The 26,636-nt window shown below is 60.9% G+C and carries 22 protein-coding genes; 16 read left to right on the top strand and 6 right to left on the bottom strand.

What is annotated here, in order from left to right:
• Positions 1-4: 4 nt before the first annotated feature.
• Together AO353_RS31285 and AO353_RS13085 are read right to left on the bottom strand one after the other, a co-directional pair.
• Positions 5-829 carry a rhodanese-like domain-containing protein gene (locus AO353_RS31285; RefSeq protein WP_054595340.1) on the bottom strand — a complete coding sequence of 275 codons (825 nt, stop codon included), beginning with the start codon at positions 827-829 and terminating at the stop codon, positions 5-7.
• Between the two features lie 314 nt (positions 830-1,143).
• On the bottom strand, positions 1,144-2,676 hold the full coding sequence (locus tag AO353_RS13085; RefSeq protein ID WP_054595341.1) for an HDOD domain-containing protein: 1,533 nt from the start codon (positions 2,674-2,676) through the stop codon (positions 1,144-1,146).
• A gap of 166 nt (positions 2,677-2,842) precedes the next feature.
• On the opposite strand from AO353_RS13085, the gene motA reads away from it, so the two are divergent.
• Together motA and motB are read left to right on the top strand one after the other, a co-directional pair.
• Positions 2,843-3,694: a flagellar motor stator protein MotA gene (motA, locus tag AO353_RS13090; RefSeq protein ID WP_054595342.1), complete on the top strand. Its 852-nt coding sequence runs from the start codon at positions 2,843-2,845 to the stop codon at positions 3,692-3,694.
• Positions 3,695-3,856: 162 nt separating this feature from the next.
• The gene (gene motB / locus AO353_RS13095) at positions 3,857-4,903 is read left to right on the top strand and encodes a flagellar motor protein MotB (RefSeq protein WP_054595343.1); all 1,047 of its coding nucleotides are present in this window, start codon (positions 3,857-3,859) and stop codon (positions 4,901-4,903) included.
• Positions 4,904-5,001: 98 nt separating this feature from the next.
• On the opposite strand, the gene rsgA is transcribed toward motB, so the two are convergent.
• Positions 5,002-6,033 (bottom strand): small ribosomal subunit biogenesis GTPase RsgA, encoded by a 1,032-nt coding sequence (gene rsgA / locus AO353_RS13100; RefSeq protein WP_054595344.1) that lies wholly within the window; start codon positions 6,031-6,033, stop codon positions 5,002-5,004.
• 107 nt (positions 6,034-6,140) lie between these two features.
• Between rsgA and orn the strand changes: the two genes are divergently transcribed.
• Entirely contained in the window at positions 6,141-6,683 is a 543-nt protein-coding gene (orn, locus tag AO353_RS13105) for an oligoribonuclease (protein ID WP_054595345.1), read from the top strand.
• A gap of 227 nt (positions 6,684-6,910) precedes the next feature.
• On the top strand, positions 6,911-7,522 hold the full coding sequence (locus AO353_RS13110) for a trimeric intracellular cation channel family protein (RefSeq protein WP_054595346.1): 612 nt from the start codon (positions 6,911-6,913) through the stop codon (positions 7,520-7,522).
• 11 nt (positions 7,523-7,533) lie between these two features.
• On the opposite strand, the gene queG is transcribed toward AO353_RS13110, so the two are convergent.
• Positions 7,534-8,598 (bottom strand): tRNA epoxyqueuosine(34) reductase QueG, encoded by a 1,065-nt coding sequence (gene queG, locus AO353_RS13115; RefSeq protein ID WP_054595347.1) that lies wholly within the window; start codon positions 8,596-8,598, stop codon positions 7,534-7,536.
• 63 nt (positions 8,599-8,661) lie between these two features.
• Between queG and AO353_RS13120 the strand changes: the two genes are divergently transcribed.
• The 12 genes from AO353_RS13120 (at position 8,662) to AO353_RS13175 (ending at position 23,659) form a co-directional block, all read left to right on the top strand.
• Positions 8,662-10,161 (top strand): NAD(P)H-hydrate dehydratase, encoded by a 1,500-nt coding sequence (locus tag AO353_RS13120; RefSeq protein WP_054595348.1) that lies wholly within the window; start codon positions 8,662-8,664, stop codon positions 10,159-10,161.
• Positions 10,149-10,619 carry a tRNA (adenosine(37)-N6)-threonylcarbamoyltransferase complex ATPase subunit type 1 TsaE gene (tsaE, locus tag AO353_RS13125; RefSeq protein ID WP_054595349.1) on the top strand — a complete coding sequence of 157 codons (471 nt, stop codon included), beginning with the start codon at positions 10,149-10,151 and terminating at the stop codon, positions 10,617-10,619. The genes AO353_RS13120 and tsaE overlap by 13 nt, the downstream gene beginning before the upstream one ends.
• Complete coding sequence (locus AO353_RS13130; protein WP_054595350.1) at positions 10,620-12,056, top strand: N-acetylmuramoyl-L-alanine amidase; 1,437 nt, start codon at positions 10,620-10,622, stop codon at positions 12,054-12,056. It abuts the gene before it with no gap.
• An 8-nt stretch (positions 12,057-12,064) separates the two neighbouring features.
• Positions 12,065-13,963, top strand: a complete 1,899-nt coding sequence (mutL, locus tag AO353_RS13135) for a DNA mismatch repair endonuclease MutL (RefSeq protein ID WP_173859975.1) — start codon at positions 12,065-12,067, stop codon at positions 13,961-13,963.
• Positions 13,963-14,934 (top strand): tRNA (adenosine(37)-N6)-dimethylallyltransferase MiaA, encoded by a 972-nt coding sequence (gene miaA / locus AO353_RS13140; RefSeq protein WP_054595352.1) that lies wholly within the window; start codon positions 13,963-13,965, stop codon positions 14,932-14,934. The genes mutL and miaA overlap by 1 nt, the downstream gene beginning before the upstream one ends.
• A 93-nt stretch (positions 14,935-15,027) precedes the next feature.
• Entirely contained in the window at positions 15,028-15,288 is a 261-nt protein-coding gene (gene hfq, locus AO353_RS13145; protein ID WP_019691505.1) for an RNA chaperone Hfq, read from the top strand.
• Positions 15,289-15,300: 12 nt separating this feature from the next.
• Positions 15,301-16,602 carry a ribosome rescue GTPase HflX gene (gene hflX, locus AO353_RS13150; RefSeq protein ID WP_054595353.1) on the top strand — a complete coding sequence of 434 codons (1,302 nt, stop codon included), beginning with the start codon at positions 15,301-15,303 and terminating at the stop codon, positions 16,600-16,602.
• 96 nt (positions 16,603-16,698) lie between these two features.
• Positions 16,699-17,865, top strand: a complete 1,167-nt coding sequence (gene hflK / locus AO353_RS13155) for an FtsH protease activity modulator HflK (RefSeq protein WP_054595354.1) — start codon at positions 16,699-16,701, stop codon at positions 17,863-17,865.
• Entirely contained in the window at positions 17,865-18,734 is an 870-nt protein-coding gene (hflC, locus tag AO353_RS13160) for a protease modulator HflC (protein ID WP_019691508.1), read from the top strand. Before hflK ends, hflC begins: the two co-directional genes overlap by 1 nt.
• 317 nt (positions 18,735-19,051) lie before the next feature.
• Positions 19,052-20,239, top strand: a complete 1,188-nt coding sequence (locus AO353_RS13165) for an ATP phosphoribosyltransferase regulatory subunit (RefSeq protein ID WP_054595355.1) — start codon at positions 19,052-19,054, stop codon at positions 20,237-20,239.
• A gap of 54 nt (positions 20,240-20,293) precedes the next feature.
• Positions 20,294-21,586 carry an adenylosuccinate synthase gene (locus tag AO353_RS13170; RefSeq protein ID WP_054595356.1) on the top strand — a complete coding sequence of 431 codons (1,293 nt, stop codon included), beginning with the start codon at positions 20,294-20,296 and terminating at the stop codon, positions 21,584-21,586.
• A 138-nt stretch (positions 21,587-21,724) separates the two neighbouring features.
• Positions 21,725-23,659 carry a methyl-accepting chemotaxis protein gene (locus tag AO353_RS13175; protein ID WP_054595357.1) on the top strand — a complete coding sequence of 645 codons (1,935 nt, stop codon included), beginning with the start codon at positions 21,725-21,727 and terminating at the stop codon, positions 23,657-23,659.
• Between the two features lie 99 nt (positions 23,660-23,758).
• Here the strand turns inward: AO353_RS13175 and AO353_RS13180 are convergent, their stop codons facing one another.
• Positions 23,759-25,324, bottom strand: coding sequence for an ABC transporter permease (locus AO353_RS13180; RefSeq protein ID WP_054595358.1), 1,566 nt, complete (start codon positions 25,322-25,324; stop codon positions 23,759-23,761).
• Entirely contained in the window at positions 25,324-26,334 is a 1,011-nt protein-coding gene (locus tag AO353_RS13185) for an extracellular solute-binding protein (RefSeq protein WP_054595359.1), read from the bottom strand. The genes AO353_RS13180 and AO353_RS13185 overlap by 1 nt, the downstream gene beginning before the upstream one ends.
• Positions 26,335-26,636 lie beyond the last annotated feature (302 nt).

Consider the following 26,636-nt stretch of genomic DNA (forward strand, 5'->3'; position numbering starts at 1 on the left):
GTCCTTAAGAACCTTGAATCTCAACAGGCGTGTCGGGGTGGTTGCCCCATTCGCCCCAGGAGCCGGCGTAGCCTTTGACCCGCGGATAACCGAGCGCCTTGGCCACCAGATAGGTGAAGCCAGAGCGATGGTGGGTCTGGCAGTGGGTAATCACTTCTTTGTCTTTGCTGATCCCGAGTTGTTCGAGGATCTGCGGCATGTCGGTGCGGATACGCAGGTTGCGCGTCTTGTCCATGCCGGCGGTCCATTCGAAATTGACTGCGCCAGGGATGTGTCCGCCCTTGGCGGCGAGGACTTTCTCGCCGGAATATTCCAGCGGCCCGCGTGCGTCCCAGATTGCCAGGTCGGCGGCGCCAAGACGGCTTTGCAGGTATTCGCGGGTAGCGGTGGGCTCGTCGTGCAAGGTCAGTGCAACCGGGCCGCCGACAGCCGCTGGAACCTCGGTTGAAACCGGCAAGCCTTCCGCCAGCCAGGCCAGCAGGCCGCCGTCCACATAGTGGTAGTTGCTGTGGCCGATGACATCCAGCAACCAGATGAAGCGTCCGGCCCAACCGCCGCCTTCATCGTCGTAGACCACGTAGACCGCGTCCGGGTTATGCCCCAGTTCGCCGAACAGGGCTTCAAGTGCAGCCTGTGGCGGCAGCAGGCCCGGTGCCGGCGGATGACCCAGTTGAGTCCGTTTGGGGTCGACGAAGCGCGCGCCGGGAATATGGCCTTCGGCGTAGCGGGCGCTGCTGGTCAGGTCGATCAGGATCAGTTCGCGAGCATCGAGACGGGCGAGCAGGTCGCTCGGCTCGATGACCAGCGACAAGCCAGAGAAGTCAGACATGTGAGGTCTCCAGAGCACAAAGGGAAGGATTGTAGCGCAACGGCTATGAGGGCCTGTCATCAATTATTTCCTGTGCCGCGCCGGGTCTGCTGTGGTGCAGGGCAAGGCGCGAGGAGCGCGGTTTGGTCATTCCAAATAAGCTCCGAGCAACGCTGCCCTGCGCCACAGCAGGCCCGGCCCTTCGGGTTGTGCCTGAAAGCGGGTCAGACTGCGTTGCAGTCCTTGGCAAGGAAACGACCCTTATCTGCGGACTGCGCCTTGCCTGGCCCGCTTTCAGGCGACAACGCGGCACAGGAAATAATTGATGACAGGCCCTAGCGGTGGCTAAAGCTGTGCAGGGCTTTTTCGATGCACTGTGCGGTTTTGCCGAAGGCTTGCACGGTGATTTCCGAAAAGGGACCGCCGCCCTGGTCCGCCACGACCAACATGATCACCCGGCCATTGTTGACCAGTGAGCGCAGCAGCAGGTGCTCGCCACCGAACAGTGCGCGCAGGCTGGCAGGCAGCAAGGCTGAAAACTGTGCGTTGTTGACTGGCGTCAGCCGCACCTGAGCCTGTTGCGAGAGCAAGCGTTGCAGCACGGTGCTCTGGCTGACCACAAAGTTCAGCATCGCGGCTTCTTTAGGCAGGCCGTGAATCTGGTGCACGCGCAATTGGCTGTGCGTGCGATCAGCCATCAGAATCATCACCCGACGCATGCCGCAGGCAACCAGCGCGTCCCGGGCGAAGGTGGTCAGGTGCATGGCATTGGTAAAGCGGCTCGGCTCCGCCAGCAGTTCTGCGCATTGCTTGCGCCACTTTGTCAGGTCTTCGGCGGTGGGGGCTGGCGCCGGAAGCTGGCCGCGATGAAGGCGTCGCTCGTCCCACGGCCAGAGCAATGCCCCGGCGGGATGCCAAAGGTCCGGCATGGCATGGTTGCGGGCGCTGAGTGCCGCTTGCTGGTGCAGTTGCTGCTGGACCTCGTCCATCGGCATTTGCAGGTAGAGGCTGGTCAGAAACTGCCAGCGCAGGCAGTGAGGGCTGCTCCAGGCTTGCTGTGCCGATAACGCCAGGCCGTTGGCCAGCAATACCGTGTTGGCCGGTTGGTTGAGCCAGCGGCGCAGCGTCGGGTCGTCATCAAGGCGGTTTTGCTGGCGCAACGGGTGTTCGGCGTCGCGGGCGATATGCACGACTTTCGCCAACTCGCGTTGTTCATCCAGCAGCAATCGATAGCCTTGTCCTACCCAGATGGGCAGGCGCCAGACTTCCACCAGTGCCTGGCCGAGTTCCAGCAGGCGTACGCCGAACAGTTCTTTTTCGACCTTGCGTGCTGGCTCGCGCTTGTGCAGGACCCGCAGTTCCCAGTCTTCCAGCAGTTGCGGGAAGGTCAGGGCCAGTGGCCAGAACGGCGAGAGGAACAGCAAGCTACCCCAGTGGATGTCCTGCCAGAGCCGCGCCAGGCGACTGGCAAAAAAACCGTTGGCCTGTTGGGTCGCGTGCAGGCTGATCAATTGAAGTTGGCGCAGGGCCGGCGGGATTTCGTTCTCGGGCAGGGCGGGCAGGCGCGCGAGCAGTTCTTCGGTGCGCTTGAGACCGAGGCGATTGATCGCCACTTCCAGGTTCTCGCTGGGCTCGCTCATGCTGCCGTGGGTGTGGCGATTGGCTTCGCGGATGACGCTGAGGGCCAGGGCCGGGCTGCCTTGCATCAGTTCGGCAATATCGCGCAACGAGCTGCGATTGTCGGCGATAGCCTTGCAGACGCGATCATGGCTGGCTCGCGGCACGGGCAAGGTTACGCCATCGAGCAGCTTGACCCAGCCTTCGAGTGTGGTCGGTCTAGCAGTTGGAACGGTCGTTTCATTAGCCATGGTTGGGCGCGATCATCGTCTGCATTAAACACGCCCGGAGCGGGCCAAATTAGCTTTTCGCCTTAACTGGCTATAGTCTGGCGCAGTTTTGCCGATAAGTAGAAGAAGAGATTTTTTAACTTCCGAATATGACCTTGAACCCGACTTAAGTAAGTACCTTCTACCTATGGCTAAAATTATCGGCATCATCGTCGTATTCGCGAGCGTGCTCGGCGGATACGTGCTTTCCCACGGCAAGATTGCCGCCCTGATTCAGCCTTTCGAGGTGATGATCATCGGCGGTGCGGCGCTGGGTGCATTCCTTCAGGCCAACCCCGGTCACATGACGATGCACGTGCTCAAGAAATCCTTGGGCATGTTCAGTTCGCGTTTCAATCACACCTTCTACCTGGAGGTGCTGGGCCTGATCTACGAGATACTCAACAAGAGCCGTCGCGAAGGCATGATGGCCATTGAAGGCGATATTGAAGACGCCGCTGCCAGCCCGATTTTTGCCAAGTACCCGGCGGTTCTCAAAGACGACCGCATGACCGCGTTCATCTGCGATTACTTGCGCATCATGTCGTCCGGCAACATGGCGCCGCATGAGCTTGAGGGCCTGTTCGACATGGAACTGTTCAGCCTCAAGGAAGACCTCGAGCACCCATCCCACGCGGTCAACGGTATCGCCGATGCCATGCCCGGCTTCGGTATCGTTGCGGCGGTACTGGGTATCGTGGTGACCATGGCCTCGCTGGGTGAGGGCGATCAGAAGTCCATCGGTCTGCACGTAGGTGCCGCACTGGTCGGTACCTTCTTCGGTATTCTCGCGGCCTACGGTTTCTTTGGCCCGCTGGCGCACTCCCTGGCTCACGATGCCAAGGAAGAGCTGAATATCTACGAAGCCATCAAGGCTTCACTGGTGGCTTCAGCTTCCGGCATGCCGCCATCGCTGGCGGTGGAGTTCGGGCGCAAGGTTCTGTACCCGGCACACCGTCCGAGCTTCGCTGAGCTGGAACAAGCGGTTCGCGGTCGTTAGTGCTTTGTCTTGCAAATACGCTCCTTTTTTGGCGAGTGTCTGTTGTTGCCAGACAAGGCGCCGCGACGAGTCATAGCCCGCTATGGCGAGGAGCGGCAACGCCGTATGGCGACAACAGGCACCGCCAGAAAGGAACAGTATTTGTGAGACAGAGCACTTAACATGGAAAATAATCAGCCGATAATCATCAAGCGCGTCAAGCGCATTGCTGGCGGGCATCACGGGGGCGCGTGGAAAATTGCCTTCGCTGACTTCGCGACGGCAATGATGGCGTTCTTCCTGGTGCTGTGGCTGCTATCCACCGCCACACCGGAACAGAAGATTGCCATTGCCGGTTACTTCAAGGACCCGATCGGCTTCTCTGAAAGCGGTACGCCGTTCATTATCGACCTGGGCGGCACGCCGGTGCTGGCGCCGGACAAGACTCTCAACCCCGAGGTCAAGTCGCAGCCGCAACCGGACAAGGTCACCGTCGATACCGAGCAGGTCGAAGGCATGGCCGAACAGGTCGAGCACGAGCGTCTGGAACTGTTGCTGCAAGAGCTGCAGAACAAGGTCGAAGAAAACCCGCAGCTGCAGAAGTTCAAGGATCAGATTCTTTTCGAAATCACCCCGGATGGCTTGCGCATCCAGATCATCGATTCCGAAAATCGGCCAATGTTCGACTCCGGCAGTGCGCGCTTGAAACCGTACTTCGAAGATATTCTGCTGGCCATGGCTGACACCATCAAAGCGGTGCCGAACAAGATCAGCATCGGTGGCCACACCGACGCCAAGCCTTATGCGGGCACCGGTGAATTCGGCAACTGGGAGCTTTCGGCCAACCGTGCCAACGCCGCTCGCCGGGCGTTGGTCGCGGGCAGCTATCCGGAACAGCAAGTGGCGCGGGTGGTGGGTTACGCTTCGTCGACGTTGTTCGATCGCAAAAATCCGCTCAATCCGGTCAACCGCCGCATCGACATCGTCGTGCTGACCAAGAAGGCCCAGCGCGCCATCGAGGGTGAACAAGGCGCGGAACCGGCACCAACACCGATACCGGGGCAGGGCGCTCCGAGTGAGGTGCCGGCCGTCCCTGCCGATCCGAACGCCTTGCCGGCGGACAAGGAACCCTTGCCGGCACATGAGCTTCGGGAACGCTTGAACCTGTTCGACGCTCCGGCACCGAAAGCCGGCGACCTGGCCAAACCGGCCGGGCCACCCAAGCAGTGACCCAATAAAAAGCCGCGATGATCGCGGCTTTTTATTGTCTGTCGGTGCGCCAGTGGGCACTCAGCAGCCTTCAGTATCGGGGCTGCTGAGCGCTCTGGTTAATAGCTGGTTTCGGGCAAGCTGGCGATGATCGAGCGGTAGCTGTTCATGCGCTGCTGTTGCACGCGGCCTTCTTCCAGTGCCTTGAGCAGGGCGCAACCGGGTTCGCGGTCGTGCTTGCAGTCGCGGAAGCGGCAGGTGCCGATCAAGTCGTTGAACTCGATGAAACCGGCTTCGACGTCGGCACGGCTGACATGGCCCAGGCCGAATTCCCGAATACCCGGGGAATCGATCAGCTCACCGCCGCCGGGGAAGTGGAACAACCGCGCGGTGGTGGTGGTGTGGGTGCCCTGGCCGGACAGCTCGGACAGTGGGCCGACACGGGTTTCGACTTCCGGCAGCAGGCTGTTGACCAGCGAGGACTTGCCGACGCCGGACTGACCAACGAACACACTGATGCGCCCGTCCAGTTGTTCCTGCAACTGCTCCATGCCATTGCCATGGTGCGCCGAGACTTCCAGCACCGGGTAACCCAGCGTGCGGTAGACCGCTAGCAAGGCATTCAGCGCCGGGGCATTCTGCTCGTCGATCAGGTCGAACTTATTGAGCAACAGCAGCGGGCGAATACCGGCGTGTTCGGCAGCGACCAGGTAGCGGTCGATCAGGTTGGCATGAGGTTCGGGGAGCGGGGCGAAGACGATCACGATCATGTCGACGTTAGCCGCTACCGGCTTGAGCTGGCCACGGCTGTCGGGACGGCACAGTTCGGTTTTACGCGGCAATTGCGCGACGATGACGCCGATGCCCTGGTTGCCGGCACGCCAGACCACCTGGTCTCCGGTCACCAGCGCAGGCAGGTTGGCCCGCAAATGGCAGCGGAACACCTGGCCGGCCAGTTCGCCGTCGCGGGCTTCGACCTCGACCTGAACGCCGAAGTGAGCGATCACCAGGCCGGTCTGCTCGGGGCCAAGGTCGCCGCCCTCGAGCGCTTCGACGGCGGAGGATTCGCGTTTGGCGGCGCGGGCAGCGCGCTCACCTTGAATCTTTTCGATGCGCCAGTTTTGACGACGATTGAGTTGGCGTTTGGCCATGGGTGTTCCGTGTGGATAATGCAGCGATTAGGTAAAACGGCCGCGAGTTTAGCACGCCCCGAGAGTCCTCTAGGCTAAACTGCATGCCTACGCCGAGGAGCCGACACATGCAAAACCCGCAGAACCTGATTTGGATCGATCTGGAAATGACCGGTCTGAACCCTGACACCGATGTCATCATCGAGATGGCCACTATTGTCACCGACAGCAATCTCAACACCCTGGCCGAAGGCCCGGTCATCGCCATTCACCACAGCGACGAGATCCTGGCGGGCATGGACGAGTGGAACACCCGTCAACACGGTGGCTCCGGCCTGACCCAGCGGGTACGCGACAGCCGCATCAGTATGGCTGAAGCGGAAGCCCAGACCATCGCCTTCCTGGAAAAGTGGGTGCCGAAGGGCGCATCGCCGATCTGCGGCAACAGCATTTGCCAGGACCGGCGCTTCCTCTATACGCACATGAAGGCGCTGGAAAGCTACTTCCACTACCGCAACCTCGACGTCTCGACCTTGAAGGAACTGGCCGCACGCTGGGCTCCGGACGTACGCGACAGCTTCAAGAAGGGCAGCACGCACCTGGCGCTGGACGATATCCGCGAGTCGATCGCCGAGTTGCAGCACTACCGCACGCATTTCATCAAGTTCTGATTGAATGATATTGGGGGGGCTAATGTGGCGAGGGAGCTTGCTCCCGCTCGGCTGCGCAGCAGCCGTAAGTCTGGCAGCTACGGTTTATCAGGCAGCCTAGGTTGGGAGTGCTTCGCACTCCAGCGGGAGCAAGCTCCCTCGCCACGGGGTTTATATTCGCTCACCGCCCTCTTTTGGTGCCCCGACGATCTGAGTAGACTGCGCGCCTTCTCGTAAGGACCGCCGCCATGTTGCTGATGCTCTACCTGATTGCCATTACCGCTGAAGCCATGACTGGCGCGTTGTCTGCCGGTCGGCGTGGCATGGACTGGTTTGGCGTGGTGCTGATCGCCTGTGTGACGGCGCTGGGCGGTGGTTCGGTGCGTGACGTGCTGCTCGGGCACTATCCGCTGACCTGGGTCAAACACCCGGAATACCTGGTGTTGACCTCGGCTGCGGCAATGCTCACGGTCTTTACCGCACGCTGGATGCGCCATCTGCGCTCGCTGTTTCTGGTACTCGACGCCGTAGGGTTGGTGGCGTTTACCCTGATCGGCTGCATGATTGCGCTGGAAACGGGCCACGGCATGTTGGTGGCGTCGGTCAGCGGGGTGATCACCGGAGTGTTCGGCGGCATCCTGCGCGACATTTTCTGCAACGACATCCCGCTGATCTTCCGTCGCGAGCTCTACGCCAGCGTCTCGTTCGCTGCCGCGTGGTGCTACATGCTCTGTCTTTACCTGCAATTACCCGACGAACAGGCGATTCTGATCACCTTGTTTGGCGGCTTCCTGCTGCGCTTGCTGGCGATTCGTTTCCACTGGGAAATGCCCAAGTTCGTCTACAACGACGAAGCCTGACACCAGAGCTCCTACGCGAGTCCGTGTTGTTTCAGCGCCCATTGCACATGCTCGCGCACCAGCTCTGACGGATATTCCGCGCGCGCTTTCAGGGCTTCCAGCACCGGAATCGTTGAAGGCGCATTGCCAAGTCCGACGGCCAGGTTACGCAGCCAGCGTTCATAACCGGCGCGGCGCAGCGGTGAGCCTTCGGTGCTGCTCAGAAATTTCTCTTCATCCCACATGAACAGTTCGGCCAACTCGGCGTTGTCGAGGTTGTGTCGCGGTTTGAAGTCGCTTTCGCCGGACGGACGGGCGAAGCGGTTCCACGGGCAGACGATCTGGCAATCATCGCAACCGAACACCCGATTGCCGATCAGCGGCCGCAAATCTTCGGGGATCGCCGTTTTCAGCTCGATGGTCAGGTACGAAATGCAGCGGCGGGCGTCCAATACATAGGGGCCGACGAAGGCCTTGGTCGGGCAGATGTCCAGGCACGCCGTGCAGCGTCCGCAGTGCTCGGTGCTGTGAGGCGGGTCGACCGGCAGCGGCAGGTCGACGAACAGCTCGCTCAAAAAGAAGTAACTGCCGGCCTTGCGGTTCAGTACCAAGGTGTTTTTGCCGATCCAGCCGAGACCCGCCTGTTCGGCGATGGCTTTTTCCAGCACCGGGGCGCTATCGACGAAAGCCCTGTAGCCGAAGGGGCCAATGACCTGCTGGATCTTCTCGGCCAATTGCTGCACGCGTTTGCGGATCAGCTTGTGATAGTCGCGGCCCAGGGCATAGCGCGAGATGTAGGCTTTTTCCGGTTGGCCCAGGCGCTTGGCCATTTCAGTGTCGCCCGGCAGGTAGTCCATGCGCAGTGAAACCACCCGCAACGTGCCCGGCACCAGCTCTTCCGGGTGCGAGCGTTTGCTGCCGTGGGCGCCCATGTAATCCATTTCGCCGTGGTAGCCGGCTTCGAGCCAGCGCTCCAGGTGTTGTTCATGCTCAGCCAGGTCCAGACCACTGATGCCGACTTGTTGAAAACCCAACTCGCGGCCCCAGTCTTTGATCGATTGGGCGAGAGTAGGAAGATCTGTGGTAATTGCAGGCATGAGACAGGGGAAACCGGAGCTGAGGTGCGTATAATTCTGCCAGACATCGGAGCCTGAAGACGCATGCCGCAGACAAAACACCATTTACCCGACGCGCTGTACAGCGCCGCACAGGTCCGGGCGCTCGACGCGCGGCTGATTGCGGCCGGGACACCGGGCTTCGAATTGATGCATCGGGCGGCTCGTGCCACGTGGCGAGCGTTGGTCCGGCACTGGCCGACGGCCACTGAGCTCAGTGTGTTGGCGGGCCACGGCAATAACGCCGGGGACGGTTATCTGGTGGCGGTACTGGCGTTGCGTGCCGGTTGGCAGGTGCGAGTGCTGGCGGTGGTTGAACCGTCGCGCTTGCAGGGCGATGCCGCGCTGGCATATGCCGAAGCGCTGGCCGCCGGGGTTGTCGTCGAGGCCTGGTCACCTGCCATCGAACTGCGTGGGGTGGTGCTGGATGCGCTGCTGGGCACCGGCCTGAGCGGTGAGGTGCGCGAACCCTATGTTGCTGCGATCGAGGCGATCAATGCCTGTGGCCTGCCCGTTGCGGCGGTGGATATCCCGTCCGGTCTGTGCGCCGATACCGGGCGAGTCCTCGGGGTTGCGGTTCAGGCCGACCTCACCGTGACGTACATCGGCCTCAAGCTTGGGCTGTTCACCGGCGATGCGGCGGATCAGGTGGGGGAGTTGCAGTTCAACGATCTGCAAGCCGACACGCAGATCGTTGCTGAAAGCACCGTCAGTGCTTATCGCCTGAATCCAGACAACCTGCCGCGGCTGGCAGCTCGGGCACCGAGCGCTCACAAAGGCCGATTCGGTCACGTCCTGCTGATCGGTGGCGATCGGGGTTTCGGCGGTGCCATTCTCTTGAGCTCCCAAAGTGCCCTGCGCAGCGGCGCGGGCATGGTGTCTCTGGCGACCCGCAGTGAACATGTACCGGCCGCATTGGCGCGGGCGCCCGAAGTCATGGTGCTGGGCGTTCACTCGGCCAACCAACTCATGGACCCGCTCGGCCAGGCCAGTGTGCTGGTGGTCGGACCGGGGCTCGGCAAGGGCGCGTGGGGTCGCAGTTTGTTGTCGGCAGCGGCCAACGCCCCGTTACCGCAGGTCTGGGACGCCGATGCGCTGAATTTGCTGAGCCGGGGTGATGTGCGCCTGCCAAAGGATTGCGTGATCACTCCGCATCCGGGGGAGGCGGCGCGGTTATTGGGGCTTTCCACGGCCGAGGTTCAAGCCGATCGCCCCGCCGCGGCCCATGCATTGAGCAAAAAATACACAACCACCGTCATTCTCAAAGGGGCCGGCAGCCTGATTGCCAGCCCTGATGGTCGTTTGGCGCTGTGTCATCAAGGCCACCCGGCCATGGCTGCCGCGGGTCTGGGGGATGTGCTGGCCGGACTGGTCGGCGCCTTGCTGGCCCAGGGCATGAATGCATTCGATGCAGCTTGCCTGGCGGTCTGGCTGCACGCCAACGCCGGCGAGCGTGAAGGTAAAACGGGCCGTGGGCTGGCGGCCAGTGATCTGATTCCCGCCATTCGTCAGTTGCTGGAGGAGCAAGCACCGTGTCTGAAGTAACCCTGTATCTGGCCAATGAAGACGCCATGGTCGCGTTGGGCAACCGTATCGCTCAAGTGACCAAAGGGCACGGCATCATCTTTCTGGACGGTGACCTTGGGGCGGGTAAAACCACCCTGTCGCGGGGCATTATTCGCGGTTTGGGGCATGTTGGCGCAGTAAAAAGTCCGACCTTTACCTTGGTCGAGCCCTACGAGATCGGCGACATTCGCGCCTTCCATTTTGACCTGTATCGACTGGTCGATCCGGAGGAGCTGGAGTTTCTTGGCATTCGTGACTATCTAGAAGACGATGCACTGTGTCTGATCGAGTGGCCCCAGAAGGGTGCAGGCTTTTTGCCAAAGCCCGACCTGACCATTACCATTAGCCCGCATGACAGCGGGCGTTCGCTGAATCTGTCGCCCCAGGGTTTGCGTGGCGAGTCTTGGTGTGCCTCTTTGGCATTGGAATTCAAATAAATGATGGGGTTAGGTATGCGCTTTCGCGCGTTGGTTGCTGTCGTAGGAATGCTGCTTACGGCACTGGCCGTCGACGCTGTGGCCGCGACAAAGGTCAACAGTGTTCGCTTGTGGCGGGCGCCGGATAACACCCGACTGGTGTTTGACCTGTCCGGCCCGGTCCAGCACAGCGTCTTTACCCTGACGTCCCCGGATCGTCTGGTGATCGACATCAATGGCGCCGTCCTTGGCGCGCCGCTGAAGGTCTCTACCGCCAATACCCCGATTACCGACATGCGTTCGGCTCAGCGCACGCCGACCGATCTGCGGGTGGTCATCGACCTGAAAAAAGCCGTTACCCCGAAGAGCTTCGTGCTGGCGCCAAATGCGCAGTACGGCAATCGCCTGGTGGTCGACCTGTTCGACAACGCCGCCGATGCCGCGCCACCGCCCGCACCGACCCCGGCCCCAACCGTTGCCACTGTGCCAGCGGTACCGGTGGCTCCGGTTGAGCCGGCAATCAAGCTGCCGCCTGCTCCGGCCGGTAAGCGCGACATCATCGTGGTCATCGATGCCGGACACGGCGGCGAGGATCCGGGGGCTTCCGGTTCCCGTGGCCAGCACGAAAAAGACGTGGTGCTGGCCATCGCTCGCGAGCTGCAGCGCCAGGTCAACGGCATGAAAGGCTTCCGGGCCGAGCTGACCCGTACCGGCGACTACTTCATTCCATTGCGTGGCCGTACCGAGATCGCCCGCAAGAAGGGCGCCGACCTGTTCGTCTCGATTCACGCCGACGCGGCACCCTCCGCTGCAGCGTTCGGCGCTTCGGTATTCGCCTTGTCCGAGCGCGGCGCAACGTCCGAGACCGCGCGTTGGCTGGCCGACAGCGAAAACCGCTCCGACCTGATCGGCGGTGCCGGCAACGTCAGCCTCGACGACAAGGACAAGATGCTTGCCGGCGTACTGCTTGATCTGTCGATGACCGCGTCGCTGACTTCCAGCCTGAACGTCGGCCAGAAGGTCTTGAGCAACATTGGCCGGGTCACCTCGTTGCACAAACAACGCGTCGAGCAGGCCGGATTCATGGTGCTGAAGTCGCCGGACATTCCATCGATCCTGGTGGAAACCGGGTTTATCTCCAATGCCAACGAAGCCTCGAAACTGGCGGCGTCCGGTCACCAGCAAGCGCTGGCCCGTTCGATCAGCGCGGGTGTGCGCCAGTTCTTCCAGCAGAACCCGCCACCGGGCACCTACATCGCCTGGCTGCGTGATTCCGGCAAGATCGCCCAGGGGCCGCGTGACCACACGGTGCGTCCGGGTGAAACCCTGGCGATGATCGCGGTGCGTTATCAGGTCTCGCCGGCGACTCTGCGCAGCGCCAACGGCCTGCAGTCCGACGAACTGAAAATCGGCCAGCACCTGAACATCCCGGGCACCGAATTGGCGGCCAAGGAATGAACGATGCCGTGAACACCGCAGCGCGTATCGAGCTGCTCAGCCCGCGACTGGCGAACCAGATTGCCGCCGGTGAGGTGGTCGAGCGTCCGGCTTCGGTGATCAAGGAGCTGTTGGAAAACAGTCTCGACTCCGGTGCCAAACGTATCGACGTCGATGTCGAGCAGGGCGGCGTCAAGCTGCTGCGGGTTCGCGACGATGGCAGTGGGATCTCCTCCGATGATTTGCCGCTGGCGTTGGCGCGACATGCCACCAGCAAGATTCGCAATCTCGAAGACCTCGAGCAGGTGATGAGCCTCGGCTTTCGCGGTGAGGCCCTCGCGTCGATCAGCTCCGTGGCGCGCCTGACCCTGACGTCCCGCACCCGAGGTGCCGATCAAGCCTGGCAGGTCGAGACCGAAGGCCGAGACATGGCGCCTCGCGTCCAGCCGGCCGCCCACCCGGTGGGTACTTCGGTTGAAGTGCGCGACTTGTTCTTCAATACTCCGGCGCGGCGCAAGTTCCTCAAGACCGAAAAAACCGAATTCGATCACCTGCAAGAAGTGATCAAGCGTCTGGCGCTGGCGCGCTTCGACGTGGCGTTCCATCTGCGCCATAACGGCAAGACCATCCTCAGCCTGCACGAAGCCCATGACGACGCGGCTCGCGCCCGGCGTGTGGCGGCGATCTGCGGAGCGGGCTTCCTGGAGCAGGCGCTGCCCATCGAGATCGAGCGCAATGGCCTTCATCTGTGGGGCTGGGTCGGGTTGCCGACCTTTAACCGTAGCCAGGCGGACTTGCAGTATTTTTTTGTGAATGGCCGTGCGGTGCGCGACAAACTGGTGGCCCACGCGGTGCGCCAGGCCTATCGCGACGTGCTGTTCAACGGTCGGCATCCGACGTTCGTGCTGTTTTTCGAAGTCGATCCGGCGGGCGTCGACGTCAACGTGCACCCGACCAAACATGAAGTGCGCTTCCGTGACGGGCGCATGGTCCACGACTTCCTCTATGGCACCTTGCACCGCGCCTTGGGCGACGTGCGTCCGGAAGATCATTTGGCTGCGCCTGTCGCGACAGCCATAGTCAGGCCGACCGGAATCGAAGCCGGCGAGTTCGGCCCGCAAGGTGAAATGCGTCTGGCGGCCAATGCGTTGCTCGAGCAGCCGCAGGCACAGCCGTCCTTTAATACGACGGCAGGCTCGGGCGCCGGCGCCGGTTATCAGTATCAATACACACCGCGTCCGCAGTCGGGCGTGCCGGTGGCCGAAGCGCAGGCTGCCTATCGCGAGTTTTTTGCGCCATTGCCGGAAGCGAACGCCACGGCGCTGCCAGACGGTCAGGGCGATATTCCGCCGCTGGGGTATGCGCTGGCACAGCTCAAAGGCATCTACATTCTTTCGGAAAACGCCCAGGGGCTGGTGCTGGTGGACATGCACGCGGCGCATGAGCGGATCATGTACGAGCGGCTGAAAGTCGCGATGGCCAGCGAAGGCCTGAGCGGCCAACCGCTGCTGGTGCCGGAGTCGATTGCAGTCAGTCAGCGTGAAGCCGATTGCGCCGAAGAACACGTCAGCTGGTTCCAGCGCCTCGGTTTTGAACTTCAGCGTCTGGGCCCGGAAACCCTGGCGATCCGGCAGATTCCGGCGTTGCTCAAGCAGGCCGAGGCCAATCGTCTGGTTCACGACGTATTGGCAGACCTGATGGAATACGGCACCAGCGACCGGATTCAGGCACACCTGAACGAACTGCTCGGAACCATGGCCTGCCATGGCGCTATTCGCGCCAACCGACGCCTGGCCTTGCCGGAAATGAACGGTCTGCTGCGGGACATGGAAAACACCGAGCGCAGTGGTCAATGCAACCATGGCCGACCAACCTGGACCCAACTGGGCCTGGATGATCTGGACAAACTGTTCTTGCGCGGTCGTTGATGAGCCAACTCCCTCCAGCGATATTCCTGATGGGCCCGACCGCTGCGGGCAAGACCGATCTGGCTATCGAGCTGACCAAGGTCCTGCCGTGCGAGTTGATCAGCGTCGACTCGGCGCTGGTTTACCGCGGCATGGACATCGGCACGGCCAAGCCTTCGAAGGAACTGTTGGCCGAGTTTCCTCATCGGTTGATCGACATTCTTGATCCGGTCGAGGCCTATTCGGCGGCTGATTTTCGCCGGGATGCCCTGCAGGCCATGGCCGAGATCACCGCACGCGGCAATATTCCGCTGCTGGTCGGCGGCACAATGCTCTATTACAAGGCTTTGCTCGAAGGTCTGGCCGATATGCCTGCGGCCGATCCGCAGATCCGCGCTGAAATCGAGGAAGAGGCTGCACGCCTTGGCTGGCAAGCCCTGCACGATCAGTTGGCGGTCATTGATCCGGTGTCGGCAGCACGAATTCACCCCAATGACCCGCAGCGACTCAGTCGGGCGCTGGAAGTTTATCGGGTCAGCGGCCAGAGTATGACCGAACACCGCGCGCGACAATCTGCGCAAAGTACTGAAGCAGGCGCTTCGGGTCGCCCACAATTGCCCTATACTGTCGCGAACTTGGCTATCGCTCCGGCGAATCGTCAGGTACTGCATGAGCGTATTAAACAAAGATTCACACAAATGTTGGAACAGGGATTCATTGACGAGGTCGTAGCCCTGCGTAAAAGAAGTGACCTGCATGCCGGGTTGCCGTCTATACGCGCTGTAGGTTACCGACAAGTCTGGGATTACCTGGATGGCAAGCTGACGTCAGCCGAGATGCAGGAACGTGGGATCATTGCCACGCGCCAATTGGCGAAGCGCCAGTTCACCTGGCTACGCAGTTGGGCTGATTTACACTGGCTGGACAGCCTCGATTGCGACAATCTGCCACGCGCCTTGAAATACCTGGGAACGGTCTCCATATTGAGCTGAGTCCTTGCAATTGCCGTCTATCCTTGGGGGTGTGACGGCCTAAGCCATTTTTTTACCTATTTTTATTATTGAATCCTTAAAGGAGTGCGGCACATGTCAAAAGGGCATTCGCTACAAGACCCTTACTTGAATACATTGCGTAAAGAGAAAGTGGGGGTTTCCATCTATCTGGTCAACGGAATCAAACTGCAAGGCACGATCGAGTCGTTCGACCAGTTCGTTATCCTGCTGAAAAACACCGTCAGCCAGATGGTCTACAAACACGCGATCTCTACAGTGGTGCCGGTTCGTCCAATTCGTCTGCCTAGCGCAACCGAATCCGAACAAGCTGACGCTGAGCCAGGTAACGCCTGATAGGAGTCTCCTTTGTTCTTTGAGCGCCACGGTGGTGGTGAACGAACCATTCTCGTTCACTTGGATGGTCAGGACCCTGAGGCGCGCGAAGATCCGCAGGAGTTTCAGGAGTTGGCAATTTCGGCCGGCGCCGAGACCGTCGCGTTTGTTAACGTGCCGCGTCATCGGCCAACCGCCAAATACCTGATTGGCAGTGGCAAGGTCGAGGAACTGCGCGACCAGGTCAAAGCCGAGAAGGTCGATCTGGTTATTTTCAATTCCGTCCTCACGCCCAGTCAGGAACGTAACCTCGAACGTGTTTTCGAGTGTCGCGTGATTGACCGTACCGGTCTGATTCTCGATATCTTCGCCCAACGCGCCCGCACCCATGAAGGCAAGCTCCAGGTCGAACTGGCCCAGCTTGATTACATGAGTACGCGACTGGTTCGCGGCTGGACTCACCTTGAGCGACAGAAAGGCGGTATCGGTCTGCGCGGTCCGGGTGAAACCCAGTTGGAAACCGACCGGCGTCTTCTGCGGGTTCGCCTGCGGCAGATCAAGGGGCGTCTGGAAAAGGTCCGCAGCCAGCGTGATCAGGCTCGTCGTGGTCGTCAGCGTGCGGATATTCCTTCGGTTTCTCTGGTGGGTTATACCAACGCCGGCAAGTCGACGCTGTTCAACTCGGTCACCGATTCCGACGTGTTCGCGGCAGACCAGTTGTTCGCCACCCTCGACCCGACCTTGCGCCGGCTCGAACTCGCCGACCTCGGTCCAATCGTACTGGCCGACACTGTGGGCTTCATCCGTCACTTGCCGCACAAACTGGTCGAGGCATTTCGGGCTACGCTCGAAGAGTCGAGCAACTCTGACCTGCTGCTGCATGTGATCGACGCTCACGAGCCAGAACGCATGGCCCAGATCGAACAGGTCATGGCGGTGCTCGGCGAGATCGGTGCACAAGACTTGCCGATCCTTGAGGTCTATAACAAACTCGATTTGCTCGAGGGCGTAGAGCCACAGATCCAGCGTGATGCCGACGGCAAGCCGCAACGGGTATGGTTGTCGGCGCGCGACGGTCAGGGTCTGGACCTGCTCAAGCAGGCGATTGCGGAATTGCTCGGCAACGATTTGTTCGTCGGCACCTTGCGCTTGCCGCAGCGTTTTGCTCGACTGCGTGCGCAGTTCTTTGCGCTCGGCGCCGTACAGAAAGAAGAACACGACGACGAAGGCATCTGTTTGCTGGCCGTTCGTTTGCCGCGAGTCGAGCTCAATCGACTGGTGAGCCGCGAAGGAATGCAGCCGTTGGAATTCATCGAGCAACACACTTTGCAATAAAAGCCTGAAAAAGCGGTTGTGCCGCTGTGGCAGGCATTCTGTAGCATTGGTCGGCGCGCCGTGGGTGCGTCTTTGCTTTATCAGATGGAGAGCGCTATGGCTTGGAATGAGCCGGGTGGCAACTCGAATAATCAGGATCCTTGGGGTGGTAAACGCCGCAATAATGGCGACCGCAAGGGGCCACCAGATCTCGACGAGGCCTTCCGAAAGCTGCAGGAAAGCCTGAATGGGTTGTTCGGTGGTAGCAAGAAACGCGGTGATGATGGCGGTGGTTCGGGCAAGGGCGGCGGTTACGGCCTGCTCGGCATCGGCCTTGTCGTGCTGGCGGTCGTCTGGCTGTACAGCGCGGTTTATGTCGTCGACGAGCAGGAGCAAGCCGTGGTGCTGCGCTTCGGCAAGTACTACGAAACCGTCGGGCCGGGCCTGAACATCTACTTCCCGCCGATCGATCGCAAGTACATGGAAAACGTCACGCGTGAGCGTGCCTACACCAAGCAGGGTCAAATGCTCACTGAAGACGAGAACATCGTCGAAGTGCCACTGACCGTGCAGTACAAGATCACCAATCTGCAGGACTTCGTGCTGAACGTCGATCAGCCGGAAATCAGCTTGCAACACGCGACCGAGAGTGCCTTGCGCCATGTGGTGGGTTCCACCGCCATGGACCAGGTGTTGACCGAAGGTCGTGAGTTGATGGCCAGCGAAATCAAGGAGCGTCTGCAACGCTTCCTCGATACCTATCGCACCGGTATCACCGTCACTCAGGTCAACGTTCAGAGCGCCGCTGCACCGCGTGAAGTCCAGGAAGCCTTCGATGACGTGATCCGCGCTCGTGAAGATGAGCAGCGTTCGCGCAACCAGGCTGAAACCTACGCCAACGGCGTCGTGCCGGAAGCCCGTGGTCAGGCCCAGCGCATCATTGAAGATGCCAACGGTTACCGCGACGAAACGGTATCGCGTGCCAAGGGTGAAGCGGATCGCTTTACCAAGCTGGTCGCCGAATATCGCAAGGCACCGGAAGTCACTCGTCAGCGTCTGTACCTGGACACGATGCAGGAAGTCTTCAGCAATACCAGCAAGGTTCTCGTGACCGGCAACAAGAATGGCCAGAACAATCTGCTGTACTTGCCGCTGGACAAGATGATCGACAGTGGTCGTAGTGGTGCAGCGCCGGTAACCAGCGCAGCCGCGACCAGCAATGAAGGGCACGCGCGCTCGGCAACTGATCTGCAGCAGCCGGCACGTACCAGGGAGAGTCGCTGATGAGCAATAAATCGCTGATCGCCCTTATTGTCGGCGTCGTCGTGGCGATCGCTGCCTGGAACTGTTTCTACATCGTGGCTCAGACCGAGCGTGCGGTGCTGCTGCAGTTCGGGCGCGTGGTTCAGACTGATGTTCAGCCGGGCCTGCATGTGAAAGTGCCTTACGTTAACCAGGTGCGTAAATTCGACGCACGCCTGATGACGCTGGATGCACCGACACAGCGTTTCCTGACGCTGGAAAAGAAAGCCGTCATGGTTGATGCCTACGCCAAGTGGCGCGTCAAGGATGCCGAGCGTTTCTACACCGCGACTTCCGGCCTCAAGCAAATTGCAGACGAGCGCCTTTCGCGTCGCCTGGAATCGGGCCTGCGTGACCAGTTTGGCAAGCGCACCCTGCACGAAGTGGTTTCCGGTGAGCGTGATGCGCTGATGGCGGATATCACGGCTTCGCTGAACAAGATGGCGGAAAAAGAGCTGGGCATCGAAGTGGTCGATGTTCGGGTCAAGGCTATCGATCTGCCGAAGGAAGTGAACCGCAGCGTGTTCGAACGCATGAGCACCGAGCGTGAACGTGAAGCGCGCGAGCACCGTGCCAAGGGTAACGAGCTGGCCGAAGGCATCCGTGCCGACGCCGATCGTCAGCGCCGCGTACTGCTGGCTGAAGCCTATCGTGAATCTGAAGAGGTTCGCGGTGACGGTGATGCCCAGGCCGCAGCGATCTACTCCAAGGCCTACGGCCAGGATCAGGAGTTCTACGGTTTCTACCGTAGCCTGCGTGCCTACCGTGAAAGCTTCGCGAACAAAACCGACGTCATGGTTCTGGACCCAAGCAGCGACTTCTTCCGTTACCTGGAAAAAGCCAAGCCTTGATCCGACACTGATCTCGGGGGACCCCGCCGGGCGGCTAAAGCCTCTCGCGGGGTGATCCTTTGAGAAAACGTGTGTATGATGCGGCAGCCGGGAAATTCCCGGCTTTTTTGCGTCTGCACGTTTGATTGCGGTTTTTTATTGCAAGACTCGGGTTGAACAACTCGACAGGTTTTTCGAGGAAAGTGTTTGGCGAGGCCGATTCCAGGCCGATCGCCGCGTTGTTCATGCGCGTGACTTATGCGTATGGTTCAGACATTTTCTGCTTCACTCAAGGCCGGCCCGAGGGCTGGCGGCCCGGATCATAGGGGAATGGCGTAATGGCAACGGTAGACCGCTGGCTGCTGCCAGATGGCATCGAAGAAGTACTGCCACCAGAGGCGGCGCGCATTGAAGTCGCGCGTCGTCGGGTGTTGGATCTGTTCCAGAGCTGGGGTTACGAGTTCGTCGTGACCCCGCATATCGAGTACCTGGAATCCCTGCTGACTGGCGCAGGCCAGGACCTCGATCTGCGGACCTTCAAGGTCATCGACCCGCAATCGGGCCGGCAGATGGGTTTCCGTGCCGACATTACGCCGCAAGTGGCGCGCATCGATGCGCACACCTTGCGTCACGAAGGCCCGAGCCGTCTGTGCTACGCCGGTAGCGTGCTGCATGCGCAACCGCGGGCGTTGTCGACCTCGCGTAGCCCGATCCAGCTGGGCGCCGAGTTGTACGGCGATGCCAGCCCGAGCAGCGACGTGGAAGTCATCAGCCTGATGCTGGCCATGCTGCAACTGGCCGATGTGCCGGATGTGCACATGGATCTTGGCCATGTCGGCATCTACCGTGGCCTGGCGCGTGCCGCCGGTTTGTCCGGTGAGGTCGAGCAACAATTGTTCGATGCCCTGCAACGCAAGGCCATCGATGAGGTCATTACCTTGACCGAAGGCCTGCCTGCCGATTTGTCGGGCATGCTGCGGGCACTGGTTGATCTGTGCGGCGGTCGTGAAGTGCTGGTTGCCGCTCGCGAACGCCTGGCTAACGCGCCGGCGCCTGTTTTGGCGGCGCTGGACGACTTGCTGGCGATTGCCGAGCGTTTGTCCGTGCGTTTCCCGGATCTTGCGCTGTACTTCGATCTGGGCGAGTTGCGCGGTTATCACTATCACACCGGCGTGGTGTTCGCGGTATTCGTGCCGGGTGTTGGCCAGTCCATTGCTCAGGGCGGTCGTTACGACGACATCGGCGCCGACTTCGGTCGTGCCCGTCCGGCGACTGGCTTCTCTACCGATTTGAAAACCCTGGTGACCCTGGGGCGTGCTGAAATCGAGCTACCGTCTGGCGGTATCTGGATGCCTGACAGTACGGATGCAGCACTCTGGCAGCAGGTTTGCCAGTTGCGCAGTGAGGGTCAGCGTGTCGTTCAGGCATTGCCTGGGCAACCATTGGCCGCCGCCCGTGATGCGGACTGCGACCGGCAATTGATTCAGCAGAACGGGCTTTGGCAAGTATTGCCGCTGGCTTCTTGAGTTTCCCTGCCGGCGGCTGCCGGCACCAAGTTTGCGCGAATGAGGACAAGTGTTATGGGTAAGAATGTCGTAGTCCTGGGCACCCAATGGGGTGATGAGGGCAAAGGCAAGATCGTTGATCTGCTGACCGAACATGCTGCCGCCGTAGTGCGCTACCAAGGTGGCCACAACGCTGGCCACACGCTGGTGATCGACGGCGAAAAAACCGTCTTGCACCTGATCCCGTCGGGCGTGCTGCGCGATGGCGTGCAGTGCCTGATCGGCAACGGCGTGGTGGTTGCACCTGACGCCCTGCTGCGCGAGATCATCAAGCTGGAAGAGAAGGGCGTACCGGTGCGCGAGCGCCTGCGTATCAGCCCTTCCTGCCCGTTGATCCTGTCTTACCACGTAGCGCTGGACCAGGCTCGTGAAAAGGCCCGTGGCGAGCTGAAGATCGGCACCACCGGTCGTGGCATCGGCCCGGCCTACGAAGACAAGGTTGCACGTCGTGGCCTGCGCATCGGTGATCTGTTCCACCGCGAGCGTTTCGCCGCCAAGCTGGGCGAGTTGCTGGACTACCACAACTTCGTACTGGTCAATTACTACAAAGAGCCGGCCATCGACTTCCAGAAAACCCTGGATGAGTGCATGGAATACGCCGAGCTGCTGAAGCCGATGATGCTCGACGTCACCGCCGAACTGCATAACCTGCGTCGCGACGGCAAAGACATCATGTTCGAAGGCGCCCAAGGCTCCCTGCTGGACATCGACCACGGTACCTACCCGTACGTCACCAGCTCCAACACCACCGCTGGCGGCATCGCGACCGGTTCGGGTTTTGGCCCGATGTACCTGGATTACATCCTCGGCATCACCAAGGCTTACACCACTCGCGTGGGTTCGGGCCCGTTCCCGACCGAGCTGTTCGACGACGTTGGTGCGTTCCTGGCCAAGCGTGGCCATGAATTCGGTGCTACCACCGGTCGTGCCCGTCGTTGCGGCTGGTTCGACGCCGTCATCCTGCGTCGCGCCATCGACGTCAACAGCATCTCGGGCCTGTGCCTGACCAAGCTGGACGTACTGGACGGTCTTGAGACCATCAACATCTGCGTGGGCTACAAAAACCAGGATGGTGCAGTGATCGACGCACCGACCGACGCCGACAGCTACATCGGTCTTGAGCCGGTGTACGAAGAAATGCCGGGCTGGACCGAGTCGACCCTGGGCGCCAAGACCCTGGAAGAGTTGCCTCAGGCTGCTCGCAACTACATCAAGCGCGTCGAAGAGTTGGTCGGTGCGCCGATCGACATTATTTCGACGGGCCCGGACCGCAACGAGACCATCGTTCTGCGTCACCCGTTTGCTTGATAAGTCGTTGATGTAAAAAACAAAGGGCCCTTAATCGGGCCCTTTGTCATTTATGCCTGTCGGGCGGCATGACCTTTGCTGTGAATCTCTGTTCCAGAGTGCCATCAATTTAATGGCGTGCAAGTAGAGGGATTTCCTGTGTCGGCCGTTCTCTCACTGTTACAAAGCCGTTTGTTGCGGCCCGTGTTCGTTACCCTTGGTATCGCCCTGTTGGTGCAAGTGTTGGTGGCTGTCGCACTGACCCGGAGCACAGTGACCGCATTGGAAGCTGATTTGGGCAATCGTCTCGGCGTCGATAGCCAGAAGCTCTCTGGCGAACTCGAGCAGGCCGGGCGTGAAGTCACCTCAAGTCTTGATAACCTCTCCACCAGTACCCGTCAGCGCCTGACCGCCGGCCTGTCCTCACGACTCAAGGACGAGCAGGCGCAACTGCGTGCGGCCCTGGAAAAGGACCTGAAGGACTCGGCCAATGACATGGCTCAGCTCCTGGCGTCGGTCGCGCCCCGCGCGATGTGGGACAGCGACGTTCCAACGCTGTCCGAGTTCGCCCGTCGGGCCCAGCGCAATCCGAACGTACTGTTCGTGGTGTATGACGACGCCACCGGCCAGCACCTGACCCGCTATCTGAACCGGGAAAACCCGATCAACCAGGCCCTTTTGGAAAAAGGCCAGGGTGAGCGGGCGCTGGATAAAGTGCTGGATGCGGCGAAACACGATCCTTCGGTCTACTACCTCGAAGCCTCGATCAACCCCAATGGCGTGGAAATCGGCAAGGTGCTGATGGGGGTCTCCACCGCGACGGTGGAAACAGACCTGCTGGCCCTCGACAAGCGCTTCTCGGCGCTGATCGCCAGCAGTGATCAGCTGGTCGGCGACAGCCTCAAGGGCGCTGCAGCTGATAGCGCCACGGCCATGCGCTCGCGTTTGCAGTCGGCGCAGTCCACGGCCACCGAAATGAAAGCCAATACCACCAACACCGTTCAGGAAGCTGCGGCGACCTTGCGCTGGCGGATCGGCATGGCGCTGGCGTTGGTCGGCTTTGGGGTCTTGCTGCTACTGGCGGTCGTGCTTGGACGACGGGTGGTCAATCGCCTGAAGCTGTTGATCGCGGCAATGGAGGATCTGGCCGCGGGTGATGGCGACCTGACCAAGCGCGTGCAGATCAACAGCAAAGATGAAATCGGTGACATGGCGTCGGCGGTCAACCGCTTTGTGGATAAGTTGCAGCCGATCGTTCGCGAGGCGGGTGATGTGGCCCAGCGCACCGGTGTGGAAATCGGTGCCATGAGCAAGCGCAATGCCGGCGCCGATGCGGCGGCGAAATCCCAGCGCGATGAAGTGGCGGAGAGCTTGCGTGCCTTGTCGCAAATGGCTGACGAGGCGCAGGCTGAAAGCCACGCGATGCAGGCGGCGTTGCAACAGGTGGTGGATATTCGTCAAGCAACGGATGAAAACACTCGCACCTCGGCGCAGGTTGGCAGCTTGATCGAAGCCTTGGCTGGACAAGTCGATACCGGGGCCAAAGTCATCGAGCGTCTGGCGCAGCAGAGCGAGCAGATTGAAGTGGTGCTCGAGGTGATTCACGGGATCGCCGAGCAGACCAACTTGCTGGCACTGAACGCGGCGATCGAAGCGGCGAGGGCGGGTGAGACCGGGCGTGGTTTTGCGGTGGTGGCCGATGAAGTGCGGGCGCTGGCCAGCAAGACTCAAAGCTCGACTGGCGACATTCAGGCGCACATCGGGGCGTTGCAACAAGGCGCTCGCGAGGCCGTAGCGGCGATCGGGCAGGCGGGGCGTCAGGCCAGCGAAGGTTTGCTGGTATTGCGCGACAGTGCGCGCTTGCAGCAATCGGTGCAGGTTTCCGTCGAGCAGGTACATGCGGCCATCGGTCTGGCGACTCAGGCCGCAGCTCATCAGGCCAAAGGTGCGCACGCGGTGCGTGGGCGGGTCGAGACCATTCATGCTCAGGCCGAGCGTGCGGCTCAGGCGGTGGTGGAAACTACAGCCAGCGGCAAGGTGCTGGACAGCCTGGCGGCGCAGCTGAAAGCGAGCTTGGGGCAGTTTCGGGCTTAAGATTTTTGTTGGTCGGGCTGACGTCATTGCGAGCAAGCTTTGCTCCTACAAGGGGTATGACACAACACCTGTAGGAGCAAGGCTTGCCCGCGATGCTTATCAGCGGCTCAAATACATCCGCGTCGTGAGTAGATAGACGGGCAATCCCGACACCAGAATCAACAGCGCCGCATAAGGCGCCGCTGCCGCGAACTCGACATTCGCGGTGTGTGCCCACACCTCTGTGGCCAAGGTGTTGAGCCCGGTCGGACTCAGCAGCAGCGTTGCCGTCAGCTCCTTCATCGCATCCAGAAACACCAGCGCAAACGCGGCACCCAGCGCCGGGAAGATGATCGGCAGCGTCACCCGCACAAAGGCGCTGAGCGACGAAGCGCCGAGCGTCCGCGCTGCTTCTTCGAGTTGCGGTGCCGCCTTGTTCAGCGCCGTACGAATCGGCGCCTGGGCCAGCGGCAGGAACAACAACGCATAGGCGATCAGCAGCAAGCCCGAGGTCTGATACAGCGCCGGCACATAGTGCAGGGCGAAGTACACCAGCGTCAGCGCGATTACCAATCCTGGCAGCGCATGCAGCAGATACGGCAGGCGCTCGGCCCACAGCGCCAGGCGACCCTTATAGCGAACCACCAGCAAGCCAACCGGCACTGCCAGCGCCAGGCATAGCGCTGCGCCGCCCAACGACAACGCCAGTGACGAGAGCAAGGCTTCGCTGATCGCCGCCACCGGGAAAGCGGCCGAAGAGCCGACAGCCAGCCAGTACGCCAACATTCCCAGCGGAATTCCGCTGCCGATGATCGCCAGCGCCAGGCAATAGAGCTGCCCGGCCGCAGACCATGCGCCCAGCCGAACCTGTTCGGCATGTCGCGCCGCGCCTTGGCCGATTCGTACATGCCGACCTTTGCCGCGAACCCGCAGCTCCAGCCACAGCAGAATCAGGCACAGCGCAAGCAGCACTGCCGAAAGCATCGCCGCGTTGGCGTTGCTGAACTCCAGCTCGAACTGCTGATAGATCGCGGTAGTGAAGGTTTGCAGGCCGATGATCGACAGCGCGCCGAACTCCACCAGCATGTGCAGGGCAATCAGTAACGACCCGGCCAGCAGCGAAGGCCAGAGCAGGGGCAGGGTGATCTTGAAGAATACGCCCCAGCGGTTCTGTCCCAGGGTTCGGGCGGACTCTTCCAGTGCCGGGTCGAGATTGCGCAACGTCGCTGCCACCGGCAGAAACACCAGCGGGTACTTGGACAGGGTCATCACCAGAATCGCCCCGCCCAGGCCTTCGAAGCTGGCGCTCAGGGACACCCAGGTGAAGCTGCTGACGAAGGCCGGTACGGCGAACGGCAGGCAGAGGATCACGCCCCACAGGCGCCGACCCGGCAAGTTGCTGCGTTCCAGCAGCCAGGCCAGCGACAGGCCGATGATCGCGCAGGCAACCGTCACGCCGACCATCAGCAGCAGCGTATTGCGCAACAGGCCAAACACATACGGCCGCCACAGCAGATGCAGTGCTTGCGCCCAGCCGGCTTGCCAGGCTTTGAGTCCGACATACAACAGCGGCAGCAGGCTCAGGCAGACCAATAGCAATACCGGCAACAACAGCCAGATCGATGGTCGTTTACGCCGTGGCACATAACCCCCGCGTGATGCGGAGGCGCTCAGCGATGCACTCATCAGTTCAGGCCAACGTCGCGTTCCAGGTCCAGTGCGGCTTCAGCGTTGCCAAGGTCGGCAGGGGTGACATTCGGCGCTTGCAGCTCACTGAACGGCTTGAGTCCGCGGTCCGATTCCAGGCCTTTACGAAGCGGGTATTCGGCGGTGGTTTGAGTGATCACGCGCTGACCTTCTTCGCTGGCCATGTAGGCGAGGAGTTGCTGGGCTTCTTGCGGGTGTTTGCTGGACTTGAGCACGGCAGCGCTGGACACGGTGATCAGGCCGCCAACATCGCCGCCGGTGAAGTAATGCAGTTTCGAGTCGAGCGTGCCCTTTTCGCGCTGCAAGGCGAACCAGTAGTAGTTATTCACCAGCACGGTGGCGACTTCGCCATTCTCCACGGCTTTCAGCGCCACCATGTTGTTGCTGTAGACCTTGCCGAAAGCGCGCAGGCCGGTCAGCCATTCTTCGGCGGCGTCCATCCCGTGCAGCTTGATGATTGCCACGGCTTGTTCCTGGAACGCACCGCTGCTTGGCACGAAGCCAACTTTGCCCTGCCACTTCGGATCGGAGAATCCCATCACCGATTTGGGCAGGTCTTTTTCATCGATCAGTTTTGGGTTGAAGGCGACCACGCGGACCCGGGCAGTGATGCCGATCCAGGTGCCATTACCGGCAACGTAATCCTTGGGCAGTACTTCCAGCGTGGCGGCGTCGGTCTTCGCCAGCAGGCCTTGTTCGCCGAGTTTGTTCAGCGGTGGCGATTCTTCGGTGTAGATCACGTCGGCAGGCGAGCGATTGCCTTCTTCGACGATCTGGCTGGCCAGTTGGTTGCTGCTGCCTTTGCGTACATTGACGTGAATGCCGGTCTTGGCTTCGAAGGCTTTGGCGACAGCGTCGCCGACTTCCTTGTGTTGACCGTTGTAGAGCGTCAGGGAAACTTTTTCGGCGGCTTGGGTGAATGGCGTTGCCAGGGTCAGCCCCAGCAGAGTGATGGTCAGGCCGCGGCGCAGGGTATTTCGAAACATCATTGGCTGGGTTCCTCACTGTCGCATTGCAAAAACTTGCAACAATGATAAACGATATTGTTTCTCAAGTGCGTCTTGCAGGGCGGGTGCGTGCTTGTTAGCGCGACTGCGACAGGCTCTTGTAGCAGCTGGCGAAGCCTGCGTTCGGCTGCGAAGCAGTCGTGAAATCAGAGAATGCGGTCATTCAGGTCGAACTTGCACTTAGGTTCTACGACTGATTTGCAGCCGAACGCAGGCTTCGCCAGCTGCTACGGATCGCGTCGGGATTATGGTTGTGGATGCGGGGCTTTGGTTTTCCGAAAGCC

The organism is Pseudomonas fluorescens, assembly GCF_001307155.1.
Classification (GTDB): domain Bacteria; phylum Pseudomonadota; class Gammaproteobacteria; order Pseudomonadales; family Pseudomonadaceae; genus Aquipseudomonas; species Aquipseudomonas helvetica.

What these genes read in the sequence shown, in the direction of transcription:
- AO353_RS13085 (WP_054595341.1), bottom strand. Translation starts at nt 2,676, where the DNA reads ATGGCTAATGAAACGACCGTTCCAACTGCTAGACCGACCACACTCGAA.
- queG (WP_054595347.1), bottom strand. Translation starts at nt 8,598, where the DNA reads ATGCCTGCAATTACCACAGATCTTCCTACTCTCGCCCAATCGATCAAA.
- AO353_RS13180 (WP_054595358.1), bottom strand. Translation starts at nt 25,324, where the DNA reads ATGAGTGCATCGCTGAGCGCCTCCGCATCACGCGGGGGTTATGTGCCA.
- AO353_RS13120 (WP_054595348.1), top strand. Translation starts at nt 8,662, where the DNA reads ATGCCGCAGACAAAACACCATTTACCCGACGCGCTGTACAGCGCCGCA.
- AO353_RS13130 (WP_054595350.1), top strand. Translation starts at nt 10,620, where the DNA reads ATGATGGGGTTAGGTATGCGCTTTCGCGCGTTGGTTGCTGTCGTAGGA.
- hfq (WP_019691505.1), top strand. Translation starts at nt 15,028, where the DNA reads ATGTCAAAAGGGCATTCGCTACAAGACCCTTACTTGAATACATTGCGT.
- AO353_RS13110 (WP_054595346.1), top strand. Translation starts at nt 6,911, where the DNA reads ATGTTGCTGATGCTCTACCTGATTGCCATTACCGCTGAAGCCATGACT.
- AO353_RS13165 (WP_054595355.1), top strand. Translation starts at nt 19,052, where the DNA reads ATGGCAACGGTAGACCGCTGGCTGCTGCCAGATGGCATCGAAGAAGTA.
- AO353_RS13170 (WP_054595356.1), top strand. Translation starts at nt 20,294, where the DNA reads ATGGGTAAGAATGTCGTAGTCCTGGGCACCCAATGGGGTGATGAGGGC.
- hflK (WP_054595354.1), top strand. Translation starts at nt 16,699, where the DNA reads ATGGCTTGGAATGAGCCGGGTGGCAACTCGAATAATCAGGATCCTTGG.
- rsgA (WP_054595344.1), bottom strand. Translation starts at nt 6,033, where the DNA reads ATGGCCAAACGCCAACTCAATCGTCGTCAAAACTGGCGCATCGAAAAG.
- orn (WP_054595345.1), top strand. Translation starts at nt 6,141, where the DNA reads ATGCAAAACCCGCAGAACCTGATTTGGATCGATCTGGAAATGACCGGT.
- motA (WP_054595342.1), top strand. Translation starts at nt 2,843, where the DNA reads ATGGCTAAAATTATCGGCATCATCGTCGTATTCGCGAGCGTGCTCGGC.
- AO353_RS13185 (WP_054595359.1), bottom strand. Translation starts at nt 26,334, where the DNA reads ATGATGTTTCGAAATACCCTGCGCCGCGGCCTGACCATCACTCTGCTG.
- miaA (WP_054595352.1), top strand. Translation starts at nt 13,963, where the DNA reads ATGAGCCAACTCCCTCCAGCGATATTCCTGATGGGCCCGACCGCTGCG.
- motB (WP_054595343.1), top strand. Translation starts at nt 3,857, where the DNA reads ATGGAAAATAATCAGCCGATAATCATCAAGCGCGTCAAGCGCATTGCT.
- hflC (WP_019691508.1), top strand. Translation starts at nt 17,865, where the DNA reads ATGAGCAATAAATCGCTGATCGCCCTTATTGTCGGCGTCGTCGTGGCG.
- AO353_RS31285 (WP_054595340.1), bottom strand. Translation starts at nt 829, where the DNA reads ATGTCTGACTTCTCTGGCTTGTCGCTGGTCATCGAGCCGAGCGACCTG.